The sequence below is a fragment of the Candidatus Binataceae bacterium genome (assembly GCA_035294265.1).
Lineage (GTDB): Bacteria > Desulfobacterota > Binatia > Binatales > Binataceae > DATGLK01.
In genome coordinates, this window is record DATGLK010000044.1 from 36278 (window position 1) to 61322 (window position 25045).

Consider the following 25045-nt stretch of genomic DNA (forward strand, 5'->3'; position numbering starts at 1 on the left):
TCAGAGCGCGCGGCTTTGTTCGATGACCCGTTCATAGAGCGCTTCGTAGCGCTCGGCCATTACGCTGGCCGTAAAGCGGCTTTCAAATTCCGCCCGGCAAGCGGCGCGCGAGATACGCTCCACTTGTTTGACCGCCGCCACCATCTCGTCCACTCCCTGAGCGATAAGGCCACTGACTCCGTGGCGGATGACCTCGGGGACCGAACCGTAGGGACGCGTGATCACCGGAGTCCCGCAGGCCATCGCCTCGATCATCACTAGCCCGAAGGGTTCGGGCCATTCGATTGGGAACAGCAGCGCTAGCGCATCGCCCAAGAATTCGCTCTTCTGCACATCGTTAATCTCGCCGATGAACTCGACGTTCGGACGTGAGAGCAGCGGTTTGACCGTGCGTTCGAAATATTCACGATCGGCGGCATCAACCTTGGCTGCGATCTTCAAGGGCAGGCCCACTCGGGTCGCCACTTCAATGGCCAAGTCGGGCCGCTTCTCGGGAGAAATTCGGCCGAGAAAGGCCAAGTACTTGCCACCCTTAGGGTTATAGCTCAGCAGATCGCGCGGTAAGCCATGATACACCGTGCCCACCCAGTTCATGAATGGCAGCGGCGTGCGCTGCGCATCGCTAATCGACACCAGCGGCGGCTCCAGGAAATGTTCGTAGATGGGACGCAGCGCTTCGATATCCAGCCGCCCGTGCATCGTGGAGACCGTAGGTGGCACCGGCGCCAAGCGGACGTAGGGAAAAATCCAGTAATCGGTATGAGCATGAATGACGTCGAAGCGATCGGGCTGCTCGTAGAGATCACTGAGCATCGGAAGCTGCAAGCCCGGGCCAATTGGAGTCAGACCCGCTAGCCGCAAAGCCTGGGGATGACCGGCTTCCAGCCGAGCCGCAGTACGCGAATCGCCGGATGCGTATAAAGTGACGTCGTGCCCGCGCCGCACCAATTCCTCGGTCAGATACGAAACCACCCGTTCAGTGCCACCATAAAGCTTGGGCGGCACGCTCTCATACAGCGGGGCCACCTGCGCGATCCGCAAGCGGCGGCCTGGCTGAGCTGATTGGCCGAGGTTCTTACCTACAATTTGTAAACTATTTTCCATAACCGTTCGTGTCATCCCCATGATGCGCGCTGCGCGCGCCGTCATCTATAATCGTCCGCCCGCGCTCCTTGCTTGGAACCCCGAAGCGGTCATCCTCCGATGAACCCCAGCGGCTCCCTACGTCGGAGTGGTAACTAATCCGGCATCTGAATCAGCAAGCCAGAAGCGTGCCAATTTCGGGGCTTGAAATAACGGCCACAATCGCGGGTGTTTTGGGGTCAATGACGCAGGCGGGCTAGCAGACCAACCGTTTTAAGGTTTTAAGGAAGGACCGGCCGCGGCTCGCTTGGAACTGCGCAGATCGTCCGACACGCGTCATCCCGAGTTAGGTTAAAGTCGGAGAGCCAAGGAGGTCAACCCGCCACACGAGCCTGAGGCCGACGGTGCCATACGAGCCTGAGTGGCCGCCACTGCCAAGCCACGCCGAGACTCCCACGACTGGAACTTCCAACCGCGAACGAGCCTGCTCCGCCCAACCGTGCGTCGAAATCTGGGCCCAGCGCAGCCGGGCGCTGGCTTAAGCAGAACGACCGCTTATCGTAGTGCTTATTCGGTCTCTTGTTGCTGCTGCAGTTGCTGCAACTCGCGACGTTGGCGCTCGATCTCCTGCTGCTGCTGCTGGATCTGGCTTTGAGTCTGCGCCTGCTGAGCCTCGGTATTTTGCATCGAGTTGCCCACCGCAAAACCGCCGATTCCGCCCAACGCACCACCAATCGCGGCGCCGGCGCCCGGGGCCCCCACCGCCGCGCCTATGATCGCGCCCGTAGCCGCGCCCAGACCACCACCCAGCAAGGTACCCTTCTCGCGCGTGCTTAACGGCTGGCCGGAGCAACCGGTAATGCCCAGCACAACCACGACGCCAAGCACGCCTACCAGCAAAGCCCTTTGAGATCTCGTCATTATTCTTGCAACCTCCGAACCTATCTCTCCCTGCACGGTGTCCAATGGCTCGATCAGATTTATCTGGGCCGCAAATTTACGGCAGCGCGGCGATAGTTTTACCGTTTTCATCAGCCAGGACCAAGCCTGGCTTGCCGCTGGCCTCAAGATGAAGTTCGGCTCGATCCTTACCGTTCTGATCGAGCAGAAGCAGTGCTGGCACACCCTGTTGGGACACGCCCAGGCCGGCTCGAGCCAGGCCACTGTTGGGATCATAGAGGGTCAGGCTGGTTTCACCAGCAGCGTCGCCTGAAAGTCCACCGGTCTCCTTGCCTTTAGCATTAAAGATTGCGATACCGGCACGCCCGCGTGCGGCGTTTTCACCCACCGCCACTCTGCGCTGACCGTTTTCGTCGAAGAAGGCGATCGAAGAGTTACCCTCAGCAGTTACCGCCAACTGGGCGCGACCGCGACCGCTATCGTCAAACATGGTTAAATTGGCCAACCCGTTAAGACTGACTCGTAGGACGGCGCGCTGTTCCCCATGAGGGCCGGCAAGGATAAACTCTGAGGCTTCAATTGCCCTGGGATGTCGATGAGAGCTTACGGCAGAGGCTGCCGCCGGCATCAGGAGCGCGCCGGCTATTCCTCCCGCGATGCCGCCTGCCAACGCCAGCCCCAGGAAGAGGTTTGTGTCCCGCATGGTCGATTACTCCTCTCTCTTTCAGACCGACTTTACCTTAGGACCGCGAAATTGACCAACTTGCCGCCAACAGCCTCCTCTTAAAGCTTGCTGGCGCATGATCACCGCGACGGGCAACTATATGCCAGCCCGGGATCAACGGTCCATAGGCCAAACACTCTTTGCTTCTTCATCGGCATCGAGATTCCATTTCCATCAAAAGTGATAGAACACGGTTCATCAAGACGGCCTCGGACAGGCGGGCCTGATTCATGGAGCACCCGCCCAGTTCGTAGGCGCCATTGGGATCACGGTTGAGTCCACGTTCGGAGAGTCTCTCTTACGAGCCTCAGGTTAAAGCCCGCCTACAGTCCGTGCCGGTAAATGACACCGTTCGTGCGGACTTCTGAAAGCATCAGGGGCAACGTTATCTCGAAAACCTGCTATCACGGCCTCCCTCGCACTGCCGGGAAGTTCGCAAGGCGCCAACAACAGGGGGCTTACTCCCACCACCGCCAACCCGGCGTGGCACCCGCCATGGCGGCTGAAGAGCCGCGGGTGGCCTGGCAAATCGCTGTGGGTGGCTGTTCAAAGCTGCAAGGAATTGAAAATACCTGAAGCAGAGGAATCTCTGGCGACCAAGAAAAATTCTTGACGGGAATTGTAGGTGGTTGTATAAGATTGCCGTCTTGAGGGGGAGTTAGCAACATACATGGAAAGCCTCAGAATCATTGCGATGGTTTTGGCGCTGACCGTAACCAGCCTGAGTGCCGCATCGCGTGGCGTCTATAGTCAGATCCAAGCTTTCTGCACGCCTCAGCTGGCGGCGTGGATCATCCGCGGCCTCGCTGCCGACAACTCGGATTCACCCGCTCCATCGCCACCTGACTTCGCCAAACGGCAATCACCCCATAAACTCGTGATTCTTCTAGATGGAGCTAAGATAGCCTTGCTCCAGCACACGAGCATGGGCTTTTATTCCAATCCGCTGAACATACCAGCGCTTGAGCCCAAATTGGCTCCGCCTGGTTCTGACGGCGAGCCCCTCATTTTCCAAGCCTGCTGAGGCAGGCACCTTCCCTTACCACAACTCGACGCGCAGCAGAATGCTACGCGAGAGACCGCCTTCATTAAGTGAGGGCATGCTGTGTTAGGTCCAAGGCAAAAGAGCTTTTTTAACCCAAAGTAGACGAGGAGCGTGATCGATGGACACAAAAGGAATCGAAAATTGGTCGCGGACGATTGCATTTTGGAGCACGATGCTCTGTTTGATTGCTTTGGCGGGCTGCAGTAGCGGCGGAAGCAGCCCCGCGCATGCTCAAGCAACCACTTTCTGCGTCAACCCGACGGGCTCATCAGGCTGCTTCTCAACCATTAGCGCAGCGGTGGCGGCAGCGCCCTCCGGCCAGTTAATTACGGTGCAAGCCGGGACCTACAAAGAAATGGTGACCATCAACAAGCCCTTGGATCTTGAGGGAAGCGTTGATTCGGCGGGGCGAGTGGATCTCAGCGCGCCGAGCATCATAGATGCCAGCGGTCTGTCGCACGGCGTCTATATAGTCGGAGTGACCACTGGAGCGGTCGAGGTCGAAGGATTCGAGGTTGAGAACGCCAATCGAGAGGGTATCCTGGCGGAGAACTCCACCCAGGTAACGATCAGGAGAAACTTCGTCGAGGACAGCGATCAGTCGCTTGATACGTCGCTGTTTCAACAGGGGCAATGCCCCACCACAACCCCACCCACGATCTGCTGCAAAGGGGCGTTTCCGTTCGATCAGGACGACTGCGGGGAGGCGATCCATCTGCGCGGGGTGGAGTACTCCAGCGTGCTTGGCAACCACGTGGTGGGCAACCATGGTGGGATCCTGCTGACCGATGAAACGGGGCCGACCGCCTATAATGTAGTTGCCCATAACATTTCGGAACATAACACCATCGATTGCGGTATCACGCTTCCCTCGCATCCGCTGTGCGGGGCCGGCTCGAATGATACCGCGGGTTGCATCGGTGGGCCGGAGATCGGCAAGCCTGCCAACGGGGTCTTTTCCAATATCGTTACCGCCAATCTCTCGCAGGACAATGGCGCGGCCGGGGTAGGCGACTTCGCGCCTACACCGGGAACCGCTTCGTATTCCAACACCATCACCGGCAACATTCTTCTGGATAACGGGCAGGGCGGAGTTGTTTTACACAGCCACGCGGCCGGCCAGGATCTCAATAACGTGGTCATCACCGACAACATCATTTCCAACAACGGAGCTGATCCCGGCGTAACCACGGCGCCCGTGGGGATTGTGGTGTTTGCCAACGGCACCGCGAGCCCCCCGGCGACAGCGCTGAGCGGAATTAACATCGCGCATAACACGATCAACGAGGATGGCATCGATGTATTTGTGGGCACCGGCCTGGCGACCAACGTGACGCTGTCGCTCAACAACCTGCTGGGAACCAACGATGTCCTGGGTGTGGACAATGCTGGAACTGGGAACGTTGCGGCGATGGCCAACTACTGGGGTTGCTCGGAGGGACCTGGAGCCGACCCCGCCTGCACCTCAATCATGGGCAACGTCTTCATCCAGCCGCCCTTGGTCAATCCCGTGACTATTCCCGATCCAACCCCGGGAATACCGCAGTCCACATCCGGCAGCTAAGCCGCCGTGCCGGGGTCGCCACTGTGGCGACCCCGGCCAACCGGCCCAGTTGTCATTGGCCCGGGAGGCCGGAGGTCATGGCCCCGGGTAAATACTGGGCATCGGAACGGCACATTATCCCGCGGCGCCTACGAAACTTGCTCCTGAATTCTTAACGGAATGACCCTGCGGACTGGGTTCACACCATTCACGGCCAAAAAAGGTTGGCGCAGGATCGAACCACGCTCGCTTGGACAGACCGAAGAGGGAGGCTCAAGGTGTGCCGTGATTCTGGGGATCGGAGGACCTTGCTGCTCGCCGCAGACCGATACAGCACCTGGCCGGGCGGAGAGATGAGCATGCGCTCTGATTGGCAAACCCCGCCATGTGCCTTGCATTGCAGGGCTGTCACTGGCAGTTGGACAGCCACCAACGCCGGATTTTCGTTGCTGATCGCAGGTCTGGTAATGTGGGCGAGTCCACTTTGGGCTCAAAGCGCTCGGTCCCAACAAATCGCTCACGGCCGATATCTGGTTGAAAACGTGGCTATGTGCGGCGAATGCCATTCCCCCAAAGTCAACCATCGGCTCGATCATGCGCATTGGTTGCAGGGGGCCAAGTTAGATTTCCATTCCGGCAATGTCCCGGGGGTCGCCGGCTACGCACCTGCGATCGCGGGCCTGCCAGCGGGTTGGAACACCGAACAAACCGCGCTCTTCCTGGAAACCGGAAAAACGCCCAGCGGTGTGCCGCCACGCGCACCCATGCCTCCCTACAGGATGCAGCCTCGTGACGCACAGGCAGTGGCCGCCTATCTCGCCTCACTCCCCCACTAAGCGAGTCCAGCGTTGCGGTGGAGTAATCCATCCTGCGAAGCGTAGACAGCGAGCCAGCGGGCCGTTTTTCCCTCCGCGTTCTCCAGCCGTGTTCGAAGTGTTCAGCGAAGGCCTTAGGCATACTGATCAGCTTGGCGAGCGCAAACTGGCCGAGCTTTACGAGCAGCTGGGGTGGGTGATGGTGGAACGCGATTTTTTTTGCTCGCGCAGGTCCCGCTGTAACACGGTAGCGGCTCGCGGCGGATGGCAGCTTGGCTGCGCGAGCGGGGGAACGCAAGCGCGTGCAGAGGCAGATGCAGCTTATGGAACTGGAGGCGATTTACCAGTGCCCACGCATTAGCACGCCGGCCCCCCGGGTATCGGATCTATCCCTACCTGCTGAGCGGGCTCAGGATCGAGCGGGTCAACCAGGTGTCGGCGGCGACATCGCAGCCAGCGACCGCGACTTCACAGGCGTGCTTGGCGCGCACGGAGTCGCGACGGGGATCGAACCCGTGACGTCCAGCTTGGGAAGCTGGCATCGAGCAAAGCGGAGCCAGAGGGGCAAAAAGGGGCAGTAGCGCGATGAAAATCTAAAGCCGCCAAGAGCAACCGCCAGGCCATTGGGACTAGCATAAGGAAAATCCAACGGGTTTTCCGCCCGCTCAGGCTCATCGCCACCACCGCGCGCCCCCGCAAACCATGCCACAAGCTTGCCACCAGCGCGCACGGTGCGCGCAGCATGCCTCGGCCGAAGACCGAGGGGCTCTCGGGGAGAAAGGGAAATAAGGAGTTGCGCTCGAAAACTTCAAGGGCAGAAATTCCGTCCACCGTTGCAACATATGCACTAGGTAACAAGCTCACCACCGCCGCCGACGAGACGCGACCAAGACGCCTGGGCGAGCGAGCGAAGCGCGCAAGCTGTGGCAGGTTGACCAGCGCGACGACAGCTAACAGGTCGTAACCGGCGCCTAGGACGTGACTTGTTACACAAAATGACAGGGGACGCCGATTTTCCGTGGGCATAACGCCGACAACAGCTTCACTATCGCAGGTCGTTAGTTCGCAGCAGGGCCAGGCTTCAAAAAGCGGCGCCAACCCGGGCGAAGCGGAACGACCGCGAGAAGCGGCCGACGTGCCATCGGTAGCTGCTGACCGGCAGGCCAATGACGTTGGTTGAAACCGCGTTGGACACGGGGCCAGCGAGGCAAGTGCTTGAGCGAGAGGTTTAAGAGGAAGGGTGGAGTTCATAGCCCGGCTTGGGTCAGGGCGCCCGCGGACTCTGGCTTATGGGTCCAGCGCGCGTAATGGCGAATGACCATCGCGAGGCTGGAATGGCCCAACTGATGTGCCACGTACTGCGGATTGGCTCCGGTGGCCAGCAAGGTGGTGGCATAGGTGTGTCGGCATTGATAAGGGGGGCGCGGCCGCACCCCGGCAGCGGCCAGCAGGGCGGGCCAGCGCCGGGTGCGAAAATTAGTCCAATCCAGTGGCTTGCCGCGAGCACCGACGAACAGCCACGGGGCACGTCGAGGGAGGGCGGCATAGCGACGCAATTGATAAACCAGGAGAGGACCCAAATCGACCTCGCGCTCGGAGGCAGCGGTCTTGGTCATCCCCACCCCATAGCGGCTCCGCGAGCCGCGCACGCATAGCAGGGAGCGTTTGAGGTCGAGGTCGCTCCAACGCAAGGCCAGAGCCTCACTGGGGCGCAGCCCAGTTCCTAAGAGGGTGGCGAGCAAGGCCTGCTCACAAGGTGAGCTAGCCGCCCCGATGAGGTCCACGCATTCGCGACGGTTGAAGGGATCGACGGCGGCGCGGGGTTCGCGCAGGGCCCGGATATGGCGCGCCGGACTGCGCGGAATAAGTCTCTGCTCCTCGGCCAGGCGAAAGATGGAGCGCACGCGGGCCAGCGCCATGTTGATGCGGCGTGGGCCCAAGCCAGCCTGCTTCAGCCCGAGCAGCCAATTCTCCAACTCCAGGTGGGTAACCTGGTCGAGCAGACGCGCGCCTAAGGGCGGTGGGGCGAGGTGCTTGCGGACAATGAGGGTGTAGTCATAAAAGGTGGACGGCCTTAAATGGGCGCGTTGGGCGGCGAGCCACTGAAAGGCATACGCCGCCAGCGACGGCAGCGCGGGCGGCACGTGGGGTTGCAGGCCGAGGCGAACCAGGTTGCGGCTTAGGGGAAAGCGAGCGGCATAATCAAAGCGGCCGGCGGCCAGGTCGCGCTCCAGCTCGGCGCTCAGGCGTGCCGCCAAGCGGCGATTGTCGCGGCAATCGTCGAGGTGAAGGAACTCACGGCAGCGAAAGCGCCGGCCGGCGTGGGTAAATTGGAAGGTAAGCAGCAAGCGGCCGTTTTGCGCGTGCACTCCTGCCATCGGATCAGACCCGGGCCAGCCCCTCGCGCCGCACGGCGCGGGCCGGATCGAGCAGGCCACTCAAAGCCCGGGTGCGCAGAGTGGGCCAATGGAAGAGGGTGCGCCCGCCGACCCTCAGCAAGCCGTCGGCGTAGGTCAGGCGCCCCTCTGTAATCCAATTATAGATCGTGTTGGGCGCGACGTGCAGGCGCTGCGCCGCTTGCGGGACCGTAATCATCTCAAGCTCAGACATGATGCCCTTTGATACCTCCAGACAGCAGCACACTTGAGTTATTCCCCCCGTGCAGGCAAGCTTCGCTACACCCTCCTTTCCCGCCAGTGGCGACGCGGCCAGCCTGCTCGCTGGGTATATGGATTCTGCTGCCAGGCTGCGCAGCAGACTTGCTCAATCAGCCCGTCAGGCCGGTAAGCGCGATTGTCCACTCAACCCTTAATCAGCAGCTCCATCGGCAAGCCGGTTAGCTGATGCATCCGCAACACATCGGCACCGCGCGCCTCGCGCATGTTGCCTGCCCGCCGCCATCGATAAAGCGTGGGCTCACTTACTCCGAGGGCGTGGGCAGCGCGGCCGACCTCGCCCTTTTCACAACCAGCAATAATGCGGATGGCGGTCTTCACGATATTGCTGAGCTCCGGTTGTTGACGGTGCCGCGCCCGCGCCGCCCTGGGAGTATCCTCCGAGAAGTTGCCGCGCCTTTTCACAGCGCCGTCGAACGCCGGCACTTTAGGCCCCGGTGCCGTCCACGGTCAAGCAACTGCTTTATCAATTTTGAGAACTTTTTGACCATTGGCTTCCTTCCAGTGCGTTCTGAAACGCAAGCATTTTTGCTTATACTTGGGCAAATTAGTTGATATCGCAAGCTATTGCGGCGGTACAAATGGTAGATTTTTTACAATCAAATTTGACACGAATGATCACCTCATGGCTTAATAGAAGAGTTCGAAGCGACGGGCGCACACCGAAACCCTATGCAGAATGAAACGGGCGGTAGGCCGAGGCGGAAAGTATCGGAGTAACGGAGCGAAGACACCGCCGCGCTCGTCTGGTTTGGGAAGGGCCGGCGCTGGCGCGCTCGGCGGTCGGGGATAGGGCAAGGTGGTGGATGAGCGGGAAGACTTCCGAGTACGCCCGCCGGCGAAGGCACTCGCGTACGGCGGCGCGAGGAGCACGTCTGCAACAGTCAAGCTCTCGCAGGCGGAGGAGTTATGTCCCACAGTCAGCAAAGCGCGCCGCCACGCGCCAAAGTCGCGAGCGTAGCTTTGGTTCGCCATCAACGCCCCTCGCGCCGGCTGTTGGCGGCAGCCCGTGCCCTGGCGGAGCGAATCAATCGGCTTGATTTGGCGCAACCCAACGCGTTGGCGTCGGCGCTTAAATGGCGCCAAGAAATCGGGTGGCGGCAGGAACAGGTGGTGCAATGGTTCGCGCCGGCCAAGCAGGCGGCGTATGCCGCACACGCCGCTATCTGTCGGCAAGAAAATCAAGCCCTGGCGCCTTATCGAGTGGCGCGCGAAGGGCTGGACGAGAAGCTGATGCAGTGGCAGTGCAAACATCCGCAGCATCGGCAGGAGTTGGAGCAAGCTTGTGCGGCGGCGCGGGACGCGAGCGGGCGTGGGTTGAGCGTGCGCGAGCATTGGCGCGCGGAGGTGATCGACCTGCTGGCACTGGTGCGAGCGGTAGCGCGGGACTCCCGCCTGCTTTACCTGCTGCAACCCAACCTGGGCGCTCTCAACCATCTGGCCCACGCGCAACACGCCGGGCTGCATCTGCCCGGAATCCAGGTCACGCGTGTGGCGCTGTTGGCCCGCGACCCCCATCCGGCTCCCCCGCCGCTCCGGCGCGGCGAAAAAAATCGACCGGACACCCTGCCGGGCGATAAAATTCAAGCCACGTAAGGCGCGTAACAAAGCGGCCACCACAGTTGAGGCGGTCATACTTGCGCGGCCAAAGATCGCAAAAGGAAAAGGCCGGTTATGCTTAGCGTGGGAGACAAGCTTCCCGACTTTCGGCTGCCTGCCGTGGTCAGCTTGGAGGAAGGGCAGGAATTTCGCGAAGTGAGCCACACCAGCTATGCCGGGAAATGGTTGGTACTGTTCGCCTGGCCGATGGATTTCACATTCGTTTGCCCGACTGAGATTGCCGAGTTCTCGCAGCGTGAAGCCGATTTTCGCGCGGCCGGCGCGCAGGTGTTGGGAATGAGCACCGACACCCATTACGTGCATCTGGCTTGGCGCCGCAGCCATCCCGACCTGCGCAATCTGCGTTATCCGATGCTGGCCGACTTTCGGCGGGAATTGAGCCAAGCTTTGCAAATCATCCACCCGGTCGAGGGGGTCGCGATGCGCGCTACCTTTATTGTCGACTCCAACTGCATGATCCGTTTCGCCAGCGCTAACGATCTAGCCGTAGGCCGCAATATCGGCGAGGTGCTCAGAGTATTGCAGGCCCTTAAGACCGGAGAGCTGACCCCCTGCGGATGGCGTCCGGGTGAAGCCACACTGGGCGCGGCCTAAATCCATAGCCTGACGGGCGGCACAAAAAGTCTGCGCAGCCCGCGCCTTCCTTATCTTTTCCTAGGCGAGTGGAGCGCTGCATAAGTACCCGCTCAGGGCCATCCTGATGCGCACCGCAACGCCGCAGCTGGCCGCGCTGTCCGAGGTCCACCGACTGCTCCCTTGCTCCAAAAATTTGACGTCTCTTTTACTGCGTTCGCTAAATGCAAGCAATAACTGGGATTGGCGCCAATTGCGAATCACAAGTAGGCAATTCCGTGGCGTCAACGCAACGGAGACTTACCGAGCAAGGCACGAGGGGGCTTTGATGCCACCGTGACTCAGCACGGGTGGTAGCGGCTGTCTCACCTCGCCGATTCTCCCTGGGCAGTGAAAAGCAAACAGAGCAATCGTCGGTTTCGGTGCCCTGCTTTCCCCGATCGGGAACCGAGTTGACGGCGCGAGCCGGCAAGCTCTGCTACCGTACCAATACGTAGTTTCCAAACGTTCCTGGCCGGTAAGAGTATATCGCGAGGGAAATATGCATTTATTCCCTGAGGCGAAGGTATGTCTTCGGACCTTCAACGCGGGCTGGAGCGGTGTAGATAGATGGTGGTGGCTTGGAATCGCAGGACTATTGGTGGCTTGCAACGCGACCCCCGGCGTCACCCGCCTGTCCACACTGCGGGCCAAGGCTCCTGACGATACCAAGACAGTATTTTTACGTTCCGTAGTTTGCCAGGACTGCCATCCCGCCGAATACCGTGAATGGCGTACCTCGATGCATGCCTATGCTCAGCACAGCCCGGTGTTTTTGGCATTTACCGCTACGGTACTGACTAACAGCGGCGGTACTTTGGGCACGTTTTGTGTACGTTGCCACACTCCGGTGGGAATTTCCGCCGGCGAGAGCGCGATCATGCCCAACGATAAGCGCAGCGAGGCGGCCTTGGACAGCGTCGGTTGCATCTCGTGCCACGCCACCAACCAGCCCAACCAGGACGCTTCGTCGGTATTCCATGTTCCAGTGGCCGGAGACCCCGAGCCAACGATTTATGGTCCCTACTATGGCAGCGACGAACTCAATGCACCCGCCGGGCTGCGCCTGATCAAGTCGCCCCATCGGTCGCGCCACGCCGACTACATCACACAGGCGCGCCTGTGCGGCAATTGTCATGATGTTTTTTCGCCCGACGGCTTCCGCATCGAGGAAGCCTTCAGCGAATGGCGTAATGGGCCTTACGCGCGAGCTGGAATCACCTGCCAAAACTGCCACATGGGTCCAATTCCCGGGCGACCCTTCAGACAGGATCAACTGACCAAGGATTACATAGTCGATACTACCTTGTTCCCTGACGCTCCCAAGCGCTATCGCTCAAGCCATCGTTTCACCGGGCCTGATTACTCGCTTTTAACTGCCTTCGGGCAGTCTGACTTGGGCCTAGATAACAAGGCGTTCGCGGCCTTGGGCGCGCAGTTGGAAGCACAGCGTGAGACTTTGCTGCGAAATGCCGCGCGCATGGTAGTCCGTCATCCCGAGGCAGTACTGAGCGGTAGCTGGGTAAAAATCGAGGTAGCGGTGACCAATACCGGCGCCGGCCATAATCTACCCACCGGCTTCGCGGCCGAGCGGCAGATCTGGCTGGAGGTAGTTGTGCGCGACGGCGCCGGCCATCAGCTCTATGCCTCGGGCACGCTAGATCGTTTCAAGGATCTGCGCGACGAAGATAGCGCGGAAGTGGCGGGAGGGCTGGTACCGCTGGATTCTGCGCTGTTCAATCTGCAAGCCAGTTTCATCTCGGCCGGCTTTCGCGGCACGCAGGTGGAGAATCTCAGTACGGTCAATCGCTTCATCGATCCGACACCGTTTGTGATCCCTGCGCCGATGCCTGCTTTGATTACTGGTTTTCCCACTGGTGGACGCATTTTTAAACGTGGAATTCCACCTTTGGCCACGCGCACCGCTGATTATCGGGTGCGCGTGTCTCTGGATACCCAAGGCCCGTTGCTGCTGAGCGTGCGCTTGCGCTACCGCAACCTGCCACCCCATTTGTTGCGCGACCTAGGGATCCCGCAGTTACGACCCAAACTGCGTATTGCCGACATTCAAGACTATCAAGCGGCGATTCCCGTCAGGCAACGCGCGGAGCTGGACGCGAGCAAGCCCCATCCCGTCTTGCTTGCGACTTCCATCCATCCTGAGGCAGCGCCTAACTCTTCGGGCGCTAACTGAGGAGGGCGCGGGAGCGCGATGAGGGTGCAGCTTTGGAAGGGGTGGAGATATTTCACCAAATGGTGGCCCGCAATAGTTGTGCTGCTGGCCTCCAACGCCCAGGCTTTCACGCTGTTGGGAGCGCCCGGCCTGCTCTCGCCGGGACAAGCGCCCAATTTCGGCTTCGATTTTCTGGGCGAACAATTCAATCCACGGCTCGATATCGACGGTTTCGTGCGCTTTCAAACCCTGGCCTATCGCATGGACAACGCCAACAACGGCTTTTTAGTCCCTGAAGTCGATCTTGATCTCAACCTGCAGCTCACTGTCACCCAGCGCATCCATGCTCTGTTCCGGCCGCTGGAGCGGGGTGATTTGCAGCCGACAGAATACGAGTTCGGGCCTCGCAATCCCGGCTGGATACTGCGCGACATGGCGGTGCCGGCCGACCTCTACTACGAAGGACAACCCTTCAATTGGCTTAATCCCAACGACCGCTGGCCGCTAGACTTTACCGTCTCCGGCGGCCGGATTCCGCTAACTCTGCAAAATGGTATCTGGTTCGACAACATCTTCGACGGCTTCATGATCTCCAAAAACAATATCCAGCTCGGCAACCTATCCAATCTCAACCTGCTGTTCTTTTTAAGCGTGGGCGAAACTCAAGGCGGTCTGACCGAAGCGCAGTTCCAGCAAATCCGCAAAAAGCTGACCGGGGTCGCAGGCGACGCCGATTGGTATGCCTATTTTTTGGAATTCGGTTTCGCCTGCAGTTATGACAACGCCAGCTATCAGGGCCAGAACTTCAATCGCTGCTTTTGGGCGGTCTCAAGCACGCGCACTTTCGGGAGCGCCGGCGGGCTCAGTTTACGCGCGATGGGCAGTACGGGTAACAGCTCGATGGGCAGCGGCGAACTGGTGGTGTTGGAAACGCAGCATCGCTTGTGGGGGACGCTGGCCTACGCCAATTTCTTTGCCGCCACCCCCAACTGGCTGCCGCCTTCGGTTCAGGGCGAAGCGCTGAGCAACGAGGGGGTGCTATTTACTTTCGACCGCCTAGCCCCCTTTCCCCAACTCGACGCCAACGGGGCCGACACCATCGGCGGGGCGCTGGGCACGATTTTCCAGCCCAAAGGGATCGTCACCTACACTCCGGAGGTGGGTTTCCTAATCGACAATTCGGCATTTCACAACGACCAGGCAGGATGTGCTCTGCAAATCCAGATGGACCTGGCGCGCGTTCTGCTCAGCGCGCCCGGGCTGGAGGGGGTGGCACGGCGCGGGCTGTTCTATGGCGCGCTGGCCCGGCTGACGCTAGTAGCGCTCCGAAATCAGAACACCGTGGTGGCGCGCGATCGTTTCGATTTCGGCGAGCGGCTGGAACTTATCTACCGCTTCTGAGGAGTCCCGAGTGCCGCGCCTCAAGCTTACCGCGATCCTCTGTGCCGCCGCCGTAGCGATCAGCGCGCCGGGATGGGCCGCCAGCCTATCCGACGGCACCAAAGTGGCGGCCCGCCGCTGCGCCCAATGCCACGGACCCATCGGCATGGGCGACGGTAAGGAGCTGCGCAATCTCAACGTACATGTCACCCCGGTGCCATGGCCGGACAAGCAGAGGATGGCGAAATTCACCGACGCTCAACTCAACCAAATCATCCTGTTGGGCGGCAAGGCGGTGGGAAAGTCGCGCCTGATGCCGCCCTTCGGCCACAAACTTTCCAACGCCCAGATAGCGGATGTGGTCGCCTACATCCGCTCACTGGCTCAATAGGCCGGTGAACCCGCGTCCCTTGATGAGCGCGCTGGCGAGCGGCTCAGCCAGCACTTTCGCTTGGAACAGTTCGGCCAGTTGGCTAGCGCTCATTTTGATTATGATGGCGGCTGCCATCATCTTATGTCTGGCGCTACCGCGCCGATGGCGCCTGCGATGGGGTCTTGGGGCATGCCTGTGGCTGGAAGCGTTGGGTTTGTGCCTGATCCCGCTTGCGATGCTGCCATTGGCCGACGTAGCAATTTTGCACAACTCGACCAGCGACGCCTTCTGCGCCACCTGCCATCGTGCGATGCAGCCTTACTTCAGCGACATGCGCAATCCCGCCGGCCGCGCGTTGGCCGCCGTTCACTTCCGCGACGGGGCCATGCCGGGAAGGAATTGCTACGGCTGTCACGCCGATTTCGGCATCACCGGGATGGTTGCCGCCAAGCTTGCCGGAGTGCGCGACGCGTGGGTCAACCTCGGCGGCGCTTATCGGTTGCCCAATCCCGCCGGCGACCGTTTTTCTAACCGCCTGTGTCTTAAATGCCACGCGCAATCGGCGCGCTTTCTGGCGATCGATGCCCACCTGGAAGATAACCGTCACATCGCCGCCGATTTACTTAGCGATGTCAGCAGTTGCGAAGAGTGTCACGGACCAGGCCACCAAATCGACGGCCGACGAGCGAAGTCGTGAACACGTACCAGCCCTGCGCACCCGCCACGCGGCTGGTGGCACTCGCGCTGGCGTTGCTGGCTCTGGCGACCTTTTTGACCTTCGACCCCTACCTGGCGATCATGTTCGCGCTCGCTCAAGTATTCGTCTTATGGTTGGCGTTGGGCTTCGTGGCCCGGCTGATTCGCGCGCTCTCGGGCGCCAAGCCTGGCTTTCGGCCGGCAAATTATGAACGGCGCAATGACAGCTCCCTTCAATCTTGAAAAAGCTGAGCTAGCTGCTCCGAGTCTTGGCTGGGAAAACGCATACGCCGGTTTGTTCTCGCCGGCGGCGATGGTGGCGGATAACACTCCCCTTCTTCTGAGCTTTACACGCCAAGGTGGAAGAAACAGAAAAACAGGCGGCAACGCAGATTCTCCAGCGACAGGTCGGGACCTCCCGCTGGAGCAATGTGCAATAGAGAAGGCTAGCGCTTGGAGTACTGGGGCCGCTTGCGCGCCTTGTGACGGCCGTACTTCTTGCGTTCAACCGCACGCGGATCGCGGGTCAGCAGACCGTTTTTGCGCAGCGTCGCGCGCATCGTTTCCTCAATCTCCACCAGCGCGCGCGAGATTCCCAGCCGTACCGCGTCGGCCTGGGCCGAGATACCACCGCCATGGACCTCGGCCAGCACATCGTACTGGGCCATCGTCTCGGTCACCTGCAACGGCTCCAGGATGCGCATGCGCGAGGTATCGCGCGGGAAGTAATCTTCGAAGGAGCGCCGATTGACCGTGATCGTGCCGCCGCCGGGCAGCAGCCGGATCCGCGCCACGGCAGTCTTACGCTTGCCGGTGGCCTGGGTGACGTTTCGTTTATCAGCCATGAACTGGGATTCCTATTTCACTTTGCGATTGAACCAGGTTGTGGTCAGTCCCGCTTGAGCCCGCGCTCCTCACAAATTCTTGAGCGCCACCGTCCGCGGCTGTTGCGCCAGGTGCGGATGCTCGGCGCCGCGATAAATCTTGAGCTTGGTAAAAAGCCGCCGGCCCAGCCGATTTTTGGGCAGCATCCCACGCACCGCGGTCTCGATTAGATGCTCGGGCCGAGTCTCCAGCAACTTGCCCGCGCTGGTAGCGCGTATGCCGCCGGGATAGCCGGTATGGCGGTAATAGATCTTGTCGGTACCCTTGGTTCCAGTCAGCATCACCTTGGCGGCGTTGATGATGACCACGAAATCGCCGGCATCCTGGTTGGGAGTGAAGTCCGGCCGATGCTTGCCGCGCAAGATGCTGGCGGCGCGCGAGGCTACCCGCCCTAACGCCGCGTCGGCCGCGTCAATCACGACCCATTGGCGGGCCGCAAGCGCGCGCTCGTGAGATACGCTCATGGTCTGTTCACTCAGTTTCAACTCTGTAGGCCGTCCTCACCGCGACCGTGGCCGCGGACAAATTCCTGCGCTGATCATTGGCGGGGCCGATGGGATTTGAACCCACGACTTCCGACGTGACAGGCCGGCGTTCTAACCGAGCTGAACTACGACCCCGCCGCAACCATCCTTTGTGCCATGTTCTCGCCCCCCGAGCAACCCACAAGGAGGCTAAGCATCCAGGCAGGCGAGTCTCTTGTGGCCTTTGCGGGGCCCAGAAGCCGGCTACGCGGCACCAGCGCATCGGAGCGGCAGCCTGCCACAGTTCTTTTCGAACCGCGAGCGTAAGGCGGCCTCGGCCGCGCACCTCGCCTCCGCTTGCCGGCCGAGAGTTTCCCTTTGGGGCTGAACACCCTTTATCCCGCGACCGAGACTGCCTTGCGCGCGGTTGCGGTGGGAAGGAACAGCCGACTCGGGCGCGACGGAAAGGGAACGAAGCCGCGGTTACTGTAGAAGTCGGCAGCGCCTTGGTTCTTTGCATCGACCACGATTGCCCATATGGCCGTCGAACGATCGGCCGCTAGCACCCGCTTGATGGCGTCCGCCAACAGCAATTCCCCGACGCCCCGCCCGCGGGCCCGCATGTCTCGCGCCAGGCGTCCGATTAGCGCGGCGGGAATTGCGTCGTAGCGCGGAAGCTTCCGGGCGATCTCCCTGGGCAACTGGCCAGGATGGATGGCGCAGGTACTCAGGGTGTAGAACCCGACGACGCCGAGGCCGCCCTCGGTCGCGACGAAGACGCGTGCGATGTTGCGCTTTTCGTCTTGTCTAGCCTGATGACGAAAGTAATGGTCGAGGTTAGGTTCGCCGCAAGAAAAGCTTGCCCGCTCATGTTCGCTGGAGAGAGGTTGTACCGTGAGCGGCACTCGCCAACGCAGCGCCAATCATTCCACTTCGATGGTATGGCGCTTGAGAGCGCTGACCAGCCGAGCAGAAGGTTTCGGTGGACTGAGGAGGGCTTCAAGGAAAATCTTACGGTCCGCCTCGCTCAGCTCCATATGTTCATGTTCGCTTAGAATCCGGCGAGCGCCTTCGTAGGCAAGGTCAGCTGCCGAGAGGCCGCTGACCGCGGCGGCCTGCTGGATCAATCTTTTTGCGGAGGGGGTCACTCTAAGCTCTAAGCGTTCTGACTTCGTCTCGGCTCGTGGGATCGCCGAGGTTGCTCGCTTCATCCCTATCGACTCCCTTCTTAAATGTACGGTTACTTGCCGTACATAGCATGATGTTGGAGTACCTGTCCAGCGTACCCCGGTCCAGCCGCTTTTGTCTTCTTCATGTATTGGCCGAAGCGAGCTTTTCGGTGCGGGTGGTCGCGGCTTCTCCGTTTCCGGCGCGGCCGACGCTTCCGTCGCCAACTCAGCCGTGTTTTACATGGCCTCATGCGCCAACCCAGGGTTTTCATCTTCAAGGGGATCTGAGGGCGTTTGTTCAGCCTCGCCGCGCGGCTAACATGCGGTTGTTATGATGGTTACTGGCCCGCGAACCCAACCTCAGGAAAGCAACCATTAAGGAACCATTGATGAGCGCCAAGGTCGAGACGCATCCGCTGGGCACGACCGAGATGAATGTAAGTCGGCTGGGATTGGGAACTTCGGAGCTGGGCTACGGCCACCTGCCGCTGGCCCAGGCGCGCGCGCTGTTCAACGGTGCCCTGGACGCGGGGCTGAACCTGATCGACACAGGCGAATGCTACGGATCGGCCGAGGAGTTGATCGGCCAGGCCCTCAGCAAGCGCCGGCACCAGTACTACCTGATGAGCAAGTGCGGCCATATGGACGGAGTATGGCCGGGCAACTGGGAACCGTCCTCGATCGCCGCCAGTATCGAGCGCAGCCTGCGGCGGCTGCGCACCGACGTAATCGACGTGCTGTTTTTACATAGCTGCGAAGAGTCGGTGTTACGCCAGGGCGACGCCATCGCGGCGCTGGAAAAGGCGCGCGGCCAGGGCAAGATTCGCTATTTGGGCTACAGCGGAGACGGCGCCGCGGCGCGCTACGCGGTGGAATGCGGCGCGTTCGCGGTGCTGGAGATTTCGGTCAGTATCGCCGACCAGGAAGCGCTGGAACTGGTGCTGCCGCTGGCCCGCGCGCGTGGTATCGGGGTGGTGGCCAAGCGGCCGATCGCCAATGCCGCCTGGCTGACCGAGCAACCCGCCAACAACTATGTGCGCCCGTACTGGGAGCGCCTGCGCCAGTTGAATTATCCTTTCTTGCATCGGCCTGAGGCGGTAGCCACGGCACTGCGCTTTACTCTGAGCACGCCCGGGATTGATACCGCCATCGTCGGCACCACCAAGCCGCAACGCTGGCGCAGCAATCTGGAGCTGCTCAGCCAAGGCGCGTTGCCCGCCGACGTCTATCAGGCAATCCGGGAGCGCTGGCAGCAGGTTGCGCAGCCCGATTGGGTAGGCCAGCGCTAATCAACCGCGCTCCCACCCCCTACCCCCTCCCTGATCCGGGAGGGGGATAAAAGAGGCAGGCGCGCGCTCAAGCAATCACATGTTCTCGACGATGGCGCGGCCGAACTCCGAGCATTTGAGCAACTTGGCCCCAGTCATCTGCCGCTCGAAGTCGTAGGTAACGGTCTTGTTGCCGATCGTCCGCTCCAAACCGCGCACGATGCCGTCGGCCAGTTCCTGCCAACCCATGTGCTCGAACATCATCACGCCCGACAGGATCACCGAGCCGGGATTGACCTTGTCCTGATTGGCATAGCGGGGCGCGGTGCCGTGAGTCGCCTCGAACACGCCGTGGCCGGTGAGATAGTTGATATTGGCCCCGGGCGCGATGCCGATGCCGCCCACCTGCGCCGCTAGCGCGTCGGAGAGATAATCGCCGTTGAGGTTGAGGGTCGCGATTACGTCGAACTCGTCGGGCCGAGTCAGCACCTGCTGCAGGCAGATGTCGGCGATCACGTCCTTGACCAGCACCTGGCCGGGCGGCGGCTTGCCGTTGCAATCGTCCCAGCCGATGGCACGCCCCTGGTACTCGCGCCGAGTCAGCTCGTAGCCCCAATCGCGAAAGCCGCCCTCGGTGTATTTCATGATGTTGCCCTTGTGCACCAGGGTCACGCTCTTGCGCTTGTGCGCGATCGCATAGTCCAGCGCCGCGCGAATCAGCCGCTCCGAGCCCTCGCGCGACACCGGCTTGATTCCGATAGCCGAGGTGGCAGGAAAGCGGATCTCCTTAACCGCCATCTCGTCCTGCAGGAACTTGATGATCTTTCTGGCCTCGGCTGACTGCGCCGGCCATTCGATTCCCGCGTAGATGTCTTCGGTGTTTTCCCGGAAAATTACCATGTCGGTCTTCTCGGGATGGAGCAACGGGCTGGGCACGCCCCTGAAATGGCGTACCGGACGCAGGCACACGTACAGGTCGAGCAACTGGCGCAAGGCTACGTTAAGCGAGCGGAAGCCGCCGCCGATCGGGGTGGTAAGCGGCCCCTTGATGCCGATTAGATATTCGCGGAAGGCCTCGACGGTTTCATCGGGCAGCCAGGTCTTGAAGCGGGTGAAGGATTTTTCTCCGGCCAGCACTTCCATCCAGGCAATCTTGCGCTTGCCGCCGTAGATCTTGCGGCAACCCTCGTCGAACACGTATTGCGATGCGCGCCAGATATCGGGCCCGGTGCCGTCACCTTCGATATAGGGCAGAATAGGCTGGTCGGGAACGTCCAGGGTGTGGTCGGCCCGCAGCCTAATCTTTTCCCCCTCGTTGGGGACCTGAAACGTCTGATATGCCATTTGATGACCTGTCTTTCCTCAACTGAGTGCAGGGTTATATCACCACCACGCCGATCGTCCAATCTTGACCCTGACCGGCCCTTGCATCATACAAAAATGCAGCGAGCGAAGAAGCCGCTCAGTTTTTTGGTTCGCAGGAGTCAGCATGGATTTCACCTTCAGCCCCGAACAGGAAGCCTTTCGCGCCCAACTGCGCCAATGGTTGCGCGCCACCAAGGCTGACATCTGGGGCGACACCGACGAGCCGGTGGGCGGGCTGGAAGATGCCGCCAGCGACGAGCGCTGGGCGCGTTTGATGCGCTACCATCGCGCGCTTAACGCCGCCGGCTACGTTGCTTTGCATTGGCCCAAGCAATGGGGTGGCGCGGGGGCGGGGCTGGTGGAGCAAGTTATCTACCAAGACGAAGTTCTGGCCGCGGGATTGCCGCTTTACGGCGCCAACATCATCGCTATCGATCGGGTCGGTCCTACCCTCATTGCCCTGGGCAGCGACGAACAACGCAAGCGTTATCTGCCGCCGATGCTCACGGGCGAGGAGATCTGGTGCCAAGGCTATTCGGAGCCCAACGCCGGCTCGGACCTCGCCAGTTTAAGCACTCGGGCCGAAGTGCGGCCCGACCGCTTCATCGTAAACGGCCAGAAGGTGTGGACCAGTCTGGCCAACCGGGCCAGCATGCAAGTACTGCTGGTGCGCACCGATCCCAAGGCACCCAAGCACAAGGGCATCTCTTATCTAATCGTGGACATGCGCAGCCCAGGCATTACGGTGCGCCCGCTGGTCCAGATGACGGGCGAGGCCGGTTTCAACGAAATTTTTTACGACAACGTCGAGGTGCCGCGCGAAAACCTGGTCGGAGAGCTTAACGCCGGTTGGCAAGTGTCGCTGGCCACGCTGATGTACGAGCGCATCTCGGGCGGCGCGCGCCATCCGGTGGAGCGGATGCTGGAGGACCTGATCGCGCTGGCGCGCGAGGTGAGTTTCGACGGCGTGCCCGCGGCACGCCATCCCTACGTACGCCAGCGCCTGGCTCAATTCGCGATCGAAGCGCGCTGCCTGCGCCTGACCCGCTATCGCGCGCTGACCGCGATGCTGCGGGAGCAGGTGCCCGGACCGGAAAGCTCGTTTGGCAAGCTGGCCGCCACCGAACTCAACCTGCGCATCCAAAACTTTGCCAGCGAGTTGCTGGGGCCTTATGCGCAACTGGCGCCGGGCGCGGTGGGGGCGTTGCAGAACGGCCGCTGGATGGGCCGGATGCTCGGCGCGCGCGCCAACACGATCGCCGCCGGCTCCAGCGAGATTCAGCGCAACATCATCGGCGAACGGGTACTGGGTCTGCCCAAGGGCTAGGGGGGAACAAGTCTCGGCGGCTTGTACCCCCTTCCCCTGCCCGTTGCCGCACTTGCCGCCGCGCTCGCGGCTGCGCTAGCTTCGCCAGTGCGTGGCGAGCGCGATGCCGCTTGCGCGCGGAGGATGGATCAATGGCGCGAATCTCGCTTAAGGTAAACGGCCGCACGCGCACAATCGAAGCGGATCCGAAGATGCCGCTGCTCTATGCCCTGCGCAACAATTTGGCTCTCAAGAATCCGCGCTTTGGCTGCGGCCTGGCCCAATGCGGAGCGTGCACGGTGCTGCTGGACAACCAGCCGATTCGTTCCTGCTCCTTCCCCACCCTGGCGGCGCGCGGCCATGAGGTGGTGACGCTGGAGGGAATCGGCACGCCCCAGCATCCCCATCCGATCCAGAAGGCTTGGATCGCGGAAGAAGCGATGCAATGCGGCTACTGTATCAACGGCTGGATAATGAGCGCCAAGGCTTTGCTGGATCGCAATCCCAATCCCAGCGATAGCGAAATCCGCCAAGCCTTCGCCGGTCTAATTTGCCGATGTGGCGCGCAGACTGCGATGTTCCGCGCGGTGCGGCGCGCCTCGCAGGAAATGCGGGAGGCTTAGGCGATGGACACGACCGTTTCACGCCGCCGGTTCCTCAAAGGCACCGGCGCACTGATCATTGGCTTCAGCTTCTCGGGCCCGCTTATCCAGACCCTGGCTCAGGGTGCGACGATGGCGATGCCGGCCAGCGGCGAACTCGATTCGTGGCTGGCGATCGACCCCGACGGCAATGCCACGGTGTACTCGGGCAAAGTGGATGTCGGGATGGGGGTCAAGACCGGGCTTATTCAAATCGCCGCCGAGGAACTCTACCTGGCGCCCGAGCGAGTCACGATCATCATGGGCGACACCGCACGCACGCCCAACCAGGGCGGCACCGGCGCCAGCACCTCGATCTCGTTGGGCGCCAAGCCGCTGCGCAACGCCGCCGCCGAGGCCCATCGCATCCTGCTTAATCGCGCCGCGCTTAAATTGGGGGTTGCGGCTGACCAATTGGTTACTCACAACGGCGTAGTCAGCGTCAAAGACCATCCCCAGCGTCAAATCGGCTACGGTAAGCTGGTTAGCGATCGCAGCTTCAACGAACCACTCAAGGTCAAGGGCAAGGCCGCCACGCTGGACGTATTCGGCGCGGCCCGGCCCAAGGATCCCAAGGATTACACCGTGGTGGGGACCTCCTACCCGCGGGTGGATGTGGCGCCCAAGGTGATGGGGGAGTTCACCTATATGGTCGATGTGCGGGTGCCAGGGATGCTGCACGGGCGGGTGGTACGGCCTCCGGGAGCTGGTGCGACCGTGACGAGCGTGGACGAAGCTTCCCTCCGCGCCATCCCAGGAATCGTCAAGGTGGTGGCGCACGAGGGCTTTGTGGGGGTAATCGCCAACAGCGAATGGGCGGCTATACAAGGTGCCACGCAGCTCAAAGTCAATTGGAGCAAGCCCAAGGCGAACTTTATCCCGATGCGCGACCTTTACGCGCACATGCTCGCCACGCCGCCTCAGGCCAGCCAGAATCCGCTCAAGCAAGGCGATGTCGAAAGCGCGCTGGCCGGGGCCCATCGTCGGCTGGCGGCCCAGTATGATTGGCCTTTCCAGTCCCACGCCACGATGGGGCCGGGATGCGCGGTGGCCTGGGTGCGCAAGAACGGCCAGGTGACGATTTGGTCGGGGGCGCAAAAGCCGCCCGTGCTGCGCCAAGGGATCGCCAGCCTGCTGAAGGTCCCGCCCTCGCAGGTGCGGGTAATCTGGGTAGAGGATGCGGGCTCCCACGGCCGGCCAGGTTTTGCCGACGTTGCCGCCGACGCCGCCCTGCTTTCGCAAGCCGTGCAACGCCCGGTGCGGGTGCAGTGGATGCGCCATGACATGACGGGCTGGGGCACCAAGGCGCCGGCAATCGTGATGAAGCTGCGCGGCGGGCTTACCCCAGAGGGCCGGATAGCAGCCCTGGACTTCGAATCGTGGGGCTTTTCGGGGGCCGAGATTTCGCCTCATTACGACGCCGCCGGCAACTTTCTGGGGGCTCAGCTAAGCGGGCTTCCCAATACCACCAGCGAAAACGAATTCTATGCCCTGTACGGACGCGGCAGCGCCGCCTATATCACCGCCAATCAGCGGGCGGTGGCTCATATCATGCCGCCGCTTTATCCGCTGGGTTCGCCGATGCGGACCAGTCACCTACGCGATCCCGAGGGACCGCAGACCACCTTCGCGGTGGAATCCTTTATCGACGAACTGGCAGCGGCGGCCGGCGCCGATCCGGTGGACTTTCGCCTGCGCCATCTGAGCGACCCCCGCTCGCAAAACGTGATCAGGGTGGCAGCCCGCGCTGCGGGCTGGGACCCCAGGCCCTCGCCGGCCAAGAACGATGGGCAGCAAGTCGCCAAGGGGCGCGGGATAAGCTTTGCCCCGCGCGGGGCGGCCGGCTTTTTTCCCACCACTTACGTGGCCACGGTGGCCGAGGTCGAGGTCGATCGCACAAGCGGCGAGGTCGCCGTTACTCGGCTGGTCTGCGCCCAGGATTGCGGGCGGATTATCAATCCGCTGGCGCTCAAGGGCACGGTGGAAGGCAACCTGATCCAATCGATGAGCCGGGCGCTCGTGGAGGAAGTCACCTACGACCAAAACAACGTGACCAGTGTCGACTGGCGCACTTATCCGATCGTACGCTCGCCGCAACTGCCCAAAGCGGTGGAGGTGGTGCTGATAAACCAACCCGAGATCGAGCCGGCGGGCGCGGGCGAACCTTCCACCCGCCCCACCGCCGGCGCGATTGCCAACGCGATTTACGACGCGCTCGGGGTGCGGGTGCGCTCGGCTCCGATGACTCCGGCGCGAATCAAGGCGGCCTTGGCGGGAGCCGCGTGAAGTTGACCTATCGCCAAAGCCG

The 25045-nt window shown here is 61.5% G+C and carries 25 protein-coding genes and 1 tRNA gene; 14 read left to right on the forward strand and 12 right to left on the reverse strand.

Features of this window, described 5'->3' with window-relative positions; genetic code table 11:
• From VKV28_07885 to VKV28_07895, 3 genes are all read right to left on the reverse strand, one after another.
• Positions 1-1149, reverse strand: a complete 1149-nt coding sequence (locus tag VKV28_07885) for a glycosyltransferase family 4 protein (GenBank protein ID HLH76710.1) — start codon at positions 1147-1149, stop codon at positions 1-3.
• A gap of 501 nt (positions 1150-1650) precedes the next feature.
• The gene (locus VKV28_07890; protein HLH76711.1) at positions 1651-2004 is read right to left on the reverse strand and encodes a glycine zipper domain-containing protein; all 354 of its coding nucleotides are present in this window, start codon (positions 2002-2004) and stop codon (positions 1651-1653) included.
• Between the two features lie 76 nt (positions 2005-2080).
• Positions 2081-2686, reverse strand: coding sequence for a hypothetical protein (locus VKV28_07895; GenBank protein ID HLH76712.1), 606 nt, complete (start codon positions 2684-2686; stop codon positions 2081-2083).
• A gap of 691 nt (positions 2687-3377) precedes the next feature.
• Between VKV28_07895 and VKV28_07900 the strand changes: the two genes are divergently transcribed.
• The 3 genes from VKV28_07900 to VKV28_07910 all read left to right on the forward strand — a co-directional run bounded on the left by VKV28_07900 (position 3378) and on the right by VKV28_07910 (position 6131).
• Positions 3378-3731, forward strand: coding sequence for a hypothetical protein (locus VKV28_07900; GenBank protein ID HLH76713.1), 354 nt, complete (start codon positions 3378-3380; stop codon positions 3729-3731).
• 319 nt (positions 3732-4050) lie between these two features.
• Complete coding sequence (locus VKV28_07905; GenBank protein HLH76714.1) at positions 4051-5316, forward strand: right-handed parallel beta-helix repeat-containing protein; 1266 nt, start codon at positions 4051-4053, stop codon at positions 5314-5316.
• A 425-nt stretch (positions 5317-5741) separates the two neighbouring features.
• Positions 5742-6131, forward strand: a complete 390-nt coding sequence (locus VKV28_07910) for a c-type cytochrome (GenBank protein HLH76715.1) — start codon at positions 5742-5744, stop codon at positions 6129-6131.
• A gap of 1226 nt (positions 6132-7357) precedes the next feature.
• Here the strand turns inward: VKV28_07910 and VKV28_07915 are convergent.
• From VKV28_07915 to VKV28_07925, 3 genes are all read right to left on the reverse strand, one after another.
• Positions 7358-8488: a tyrosine-type recombinase/integrase gene (locus VKV28_07915; GenBank protein ID HLH76716.1), complete on the reverse strand. Its 1131-nt coding sequence runs from the start codon at positions 8486-8488 to the stop codon at positions 7358-7360.
• 4 nt (positions 8489-8492) lie between these two features.
• Positions 8493-8720 (reverse strand): helix-turn-helix domain-containing protein, encoded by a 228-nt coding sequence (locus VKV28_07920; protein HLH76717.1) that lies wholly within the window; start codon positions 8718-8720, stop codon positions 8493-8495.
• Positions 8721-8911: 191 nt separating this feature from the next.
• The gene (locus tag VKV28_07925) at positions 8912-9211 is read right to left on the reverse strand and encodes a hypothetical protein (GenBank protein HLH76718.1); all 300 of its coding nucleotides are present in this window, start codon (positions 9209-9211) and stop codon (positions 8912-8914) included.
• Between the two features lie 483 nt (positions 9212-9694).
• Between VKV28_07925 and VKV28_07930 the strand changes: the two genes are divergently transcribed.
• From VKV28_07930 to VKV28_07960, 7 genes are all read left to right on the forward strand, one after another.
• Positions 9695-10381, forward strand: coding sequence for a hypothetical protein (locus tag VKV28_07930; protein ID HLH76719.1), 687 nt, complete (start codon positions 9695-9697; stop codon positions 10379-10381).
• 78 nt (positions 10382-10459) lie between these two features.
• Complete coding sequence (locus VKV28_07935) at positions 10460-10999, forward strand: peroxiredoxin (protein ID HLH76720.1); 540 nt, start codon at positions 10460-10462, stop codon at positions 10997-10999.
• A 619-nt stretch (positions 11000-11618) separates the two neighbouring features.
• On the forward strand, positions 11619-13211 hold the full coding sequence (locus VKV28_07940) for a multiheme c-type cytochrome (GenBank protein ID HLH76721.1): 1593 nt from the start codon (positions 11619-11621) through the stop codon (positions 13209-13211).
• A gap of 18 nt (positions 13212-13229) precedes the next feature.
• The gene (locus VKV28_07945; protein ID HLH76722.1) at positions 13230-14591 is read left to right on the forward strand and encodes a hypothetical protein; all 1362 of its coding nucleotides are present in this window, start codon (positions 13230-13232) and stop codon (positions 14589-14591) included.
• Positions 14592-14601: 10 nt separating this feature from the next.
• On the forward strand, positions 14602-14961 hold the full coding sequence (locus VKV28_07950) for a cytochrome c (protein HLH76723.1): 360 nt from the start codon (positions 14602-14604) through the stop codon (positions 14959-14961).
• 22 nt (positions 14962-14983) lie between these two features.
• Positions 14984-15640 carry a hypothetical protein gene (locus tag VKV28_07955; GenBank protein HLH76724.1) on the forward strand — a complete coding sequence of 219 codons (657 nt, stop codon included), beginning with the start codon at positions 14984-14986 and terminating at the stop codon, positions 15638-15640.
• Positions 15637-15882, forward strand: a complete 246-nt coding sequence (locus VKV28_07960) for a hypothetical protein (GenBank protein ID HLH76725.1) — start codon at positions 15637-15639, stop codon at positions 15880-15882. Before VKV28_07955 ends, VKV28_07960 begins: the two co-directional genes overlap by 4 nt.
• Positions 15883-16085: 203 nt before the next feature.
• Here VKV28_07960 and rpsI read toward each other — a convergent pair whose 3' ends face one another.
• From rpsI to VKV28_07985, 5 genes are all read right to left on the reverse strand, one after another.
• Entirely contained in the window at positions 16086-16484 is a 399-nt protein-coding gene (gene rpsI, locus VKV28_07965; GenBank protein ID HLH76726.1) for a 30S ribosomal protein S9, read from the reverse strand.
• 69 nt (positions 16485-16553) lie between these two features.
• Positions 16554-16988 (reverse strand): 50S ribosomal protein L13, encoded by a 435-nt coding sequence (gene rplM / locus VKV28_07970; GenBank protein ID HLH76727.1) that lies wholly within the window; start codon positions 16986-16988, stop codon positions 16554-16556.
• Between the two features lie 78 nt (positions 16989-17066).
• Positions 17067-17144: transfer RNA gene (locus VKV28_07975), tRNA-Asp, on the reverse strand.
• A gap of 239 nt (positions 17145-17383) precedes the next feature.
• The gene (locus VKV28_07980; GenBank protein ID HLH76728.1) at positions 17384-17911 is read right to left on the reverse strand and encodes a GNAT family N-acetyltransferase; all 528 of its coding nucleotides are present in this window, start codon (positions 17909-17911) and stop codon (positions 17384-17386) included.
• Positions 17912-18199, reverse strand: coding sequence for a DUF1778 domain-containing protein (locus VKV28_07985; protein ID HLH76729.1), 288 nt, complete (start codon positions 18197-18199; stop codon positions 17912-17914). It abuts the gene before it with no gap.
• Between the two features lie 347 nt (positions 18200-18546).
• Here VKV28_07985 and VKV28_07990 point away from each other — a divergent pair, with 347 nt between their 5' ends.
• Positions 18547-19446, forward strand: a complete 900-nt coding sequence (locus VKV28_07990) for an aldo/keto reductase (GenBank protein ID HLH76730.1) — start codon at positions 18547-18549, stop codon at positions 19444-19446.
• A 75-nt stretch (positions 19447-19521) separates the two neighbouring features.
• On the opposite strand, the gene icd is transcribed toward VKV28_07990, so the two are convergent.
• Positions 19522-20769, reverse strand: a complete 1248-nt coding sequence (gene icd, locus VKV28_07995) for an NADP-dependent isocitrate dehydrogenase (GenBank protein ID HLH76731.1) — start codon at positions 20767-20769, stop codon at positions 19522-19524.
• A 145-nt stretch (positions 20770-20914) separates the two neighbouring features.
• Between icd and VKV28_08000 the strand changes: the two genes are divergently transcribed.
• The 3 genes from VKV28_08000 to VKV28_08010 all read left to right on the forward strand — a co-directional run bounded on the left by VKV28_08000 (position 20915) and on the right by VKV28_08010 (position 25023).
• Complete coding sequence (locus VKV28_08000) at positions 20915-22117, forward strand: acyl-CoA dehydrogenase family protein (GenBank protein HLH76732.1); 1203 nt, start codon at positions 20915-20917, stop codon at positions 22115-22117.
• Between the two features lie 131 nt (positions 22118-22248).
• The gene (locus VKV28_08005) at positions 22249-22719 is read left to right on the forward strand and encodes a (2Fe-2S)-binding protein (protein ID HLH76733.1); all 471 of its coding nucleotides are present in this window, start codon (positions 22249-22251) and stop codon (positions 22717-22719) included.
• Between the two features lie 3 nt (positions 22720-22722).
• Positions 22723-25023 carry a molybdopterin cofactor-binding domain-containing protein gene (locus VKV28_08010; GenBank protein ID HLH76734.1) on the forward strand — a complete coding sequence of 767 codons (2301 nt, stop codon included), beginning with the start codon at positions 22723-22725 and terminating at the stop codon, positions 25021-25023.
• Positions 25024-25045 lie beyond the last annotated feature (22 nt).

Bases quoted from the DNA above. Each gene is read 5' to 3' on its own strand.
- VKV28_07895 (HLH76712.1), bottom strand. From the start codon at position 2,686: ATGCGGGACACAAACCTCTTCCTGGGGCTGGCGTTGGCAGGCGGCATC.
- icd (HLH76731.1), bottom strand. From the start codon at position 20,769: ATGGCATATCAGACGTTTCAGGTCCCCAACGAGGGGGAAAAGATTAGG.
- VKV28_07900 (HLH76713.1), top strand. From the start codon at position 3,378: ATGGAAAGCCTCAGAATCATTGCGATGGTTTTGGCGCTGACCGTAACC.
- VKV28_07885 (HLH76710.1), bottom strand. From the start codon at position 1,149: ATGACGGCGCGCGCAGCGCGCATCATGGGGATGACACGAACGGTTATG.
- rpsI (HLH76726.1), bottom strand. From the start codon at position 16,484: ATGGCTGATAAACGAAACGTCACCCAGGCCACCGGCAAGCGTAAGACT.
- VKV28_07955 (HLH76724.1), top strand. From the start codon at position 14,984: ATGAGCGCGCTGGCGAGCGGCTCAGCCAGCACTTTCGCTTGGAACAGT.
- VKV28_08000 (HLH76732.1), top strand. From the start codon at position 20,915: ATGGATTTCACCTTCAGCCCCGAACAGGAAGCCTTTCGCGCCCAACTG.
- VKV28_07930 (HLH76719.1), top strand. From the start codon at position 9,695: ATGTCCCACAGTCAGCAAAGCGCGCCGCCACGCGCCAAAGTCGCGAGC.
- rplM (HLH76727.1), bottom strand. From the start codon at position 16,988: ATGAGCGTATCTCACGAGCGCGCGCTTGCGGCCCGCCAATGGGTCGTG.
- VKV28_07920 (HLH76717.1), bottom strand. From the start codon at position 8,720: ATGTCTGAGCTTGAGATGATTACGGTCCCGCAAGCGGCGCAGCGCCTG.
- VKV28_07945 (HLH76722.1), top strand. From the start codon at position 13,230: ATGAGGGTGCAGCTTTGGAAGGGGTGGAGATATTTCACCAAATGGTGG.
- VKV28_08005 (HLH76733.1), top strand. From the start codon at position 22,249: ATGGCGCGAATCTCGCTTAAGGTAAACGGCCGCACGCGCACAATCGAA.
- VKV28_07890 (HLH76711.1), bottom strand. From the start codon at position 2,004: ATGACGAGATCTCAAAGGGCTTTGCTGGTAGGCGTGCTTGGCGTCGTG.
- VKV28_07990 (HLH76730.1), top strand. From the start codon at position 18,547: ATGAGCGCCAAGGTCGAGACGCATCCGCTGGGCACGACCGAGATGAAT.
- VKV28_07985 (HLH76729.1), bottom strand. From the start codon at position 18,199: ATGAAGCGAGCAACCTCGGCGATCCCACGAGCCGAGACGAAGTCAGAA.
- VKV28_08010 (HLH76734.1), top strand. From the start codon at position 22,723: ATGGACACGACCGTTTCACGCCGCCGGTTCCTCAAAGGCACCGGCGCA.
- VKV28_07935 (HLH76720.1), top strand. From the start codon at position 10,460: ATGCTTAGCGTGGGAGACAAGCTTCCCGACTTTCGGCTGCCTGCCGTG.
- VKV28_07915 (HLH76716.1), bottom strand. From the start codon at position 8,488: ATGGCAGGAGTGCACGCGCAAAACGGCCGCTTGCTGCTTACCTTCCAA.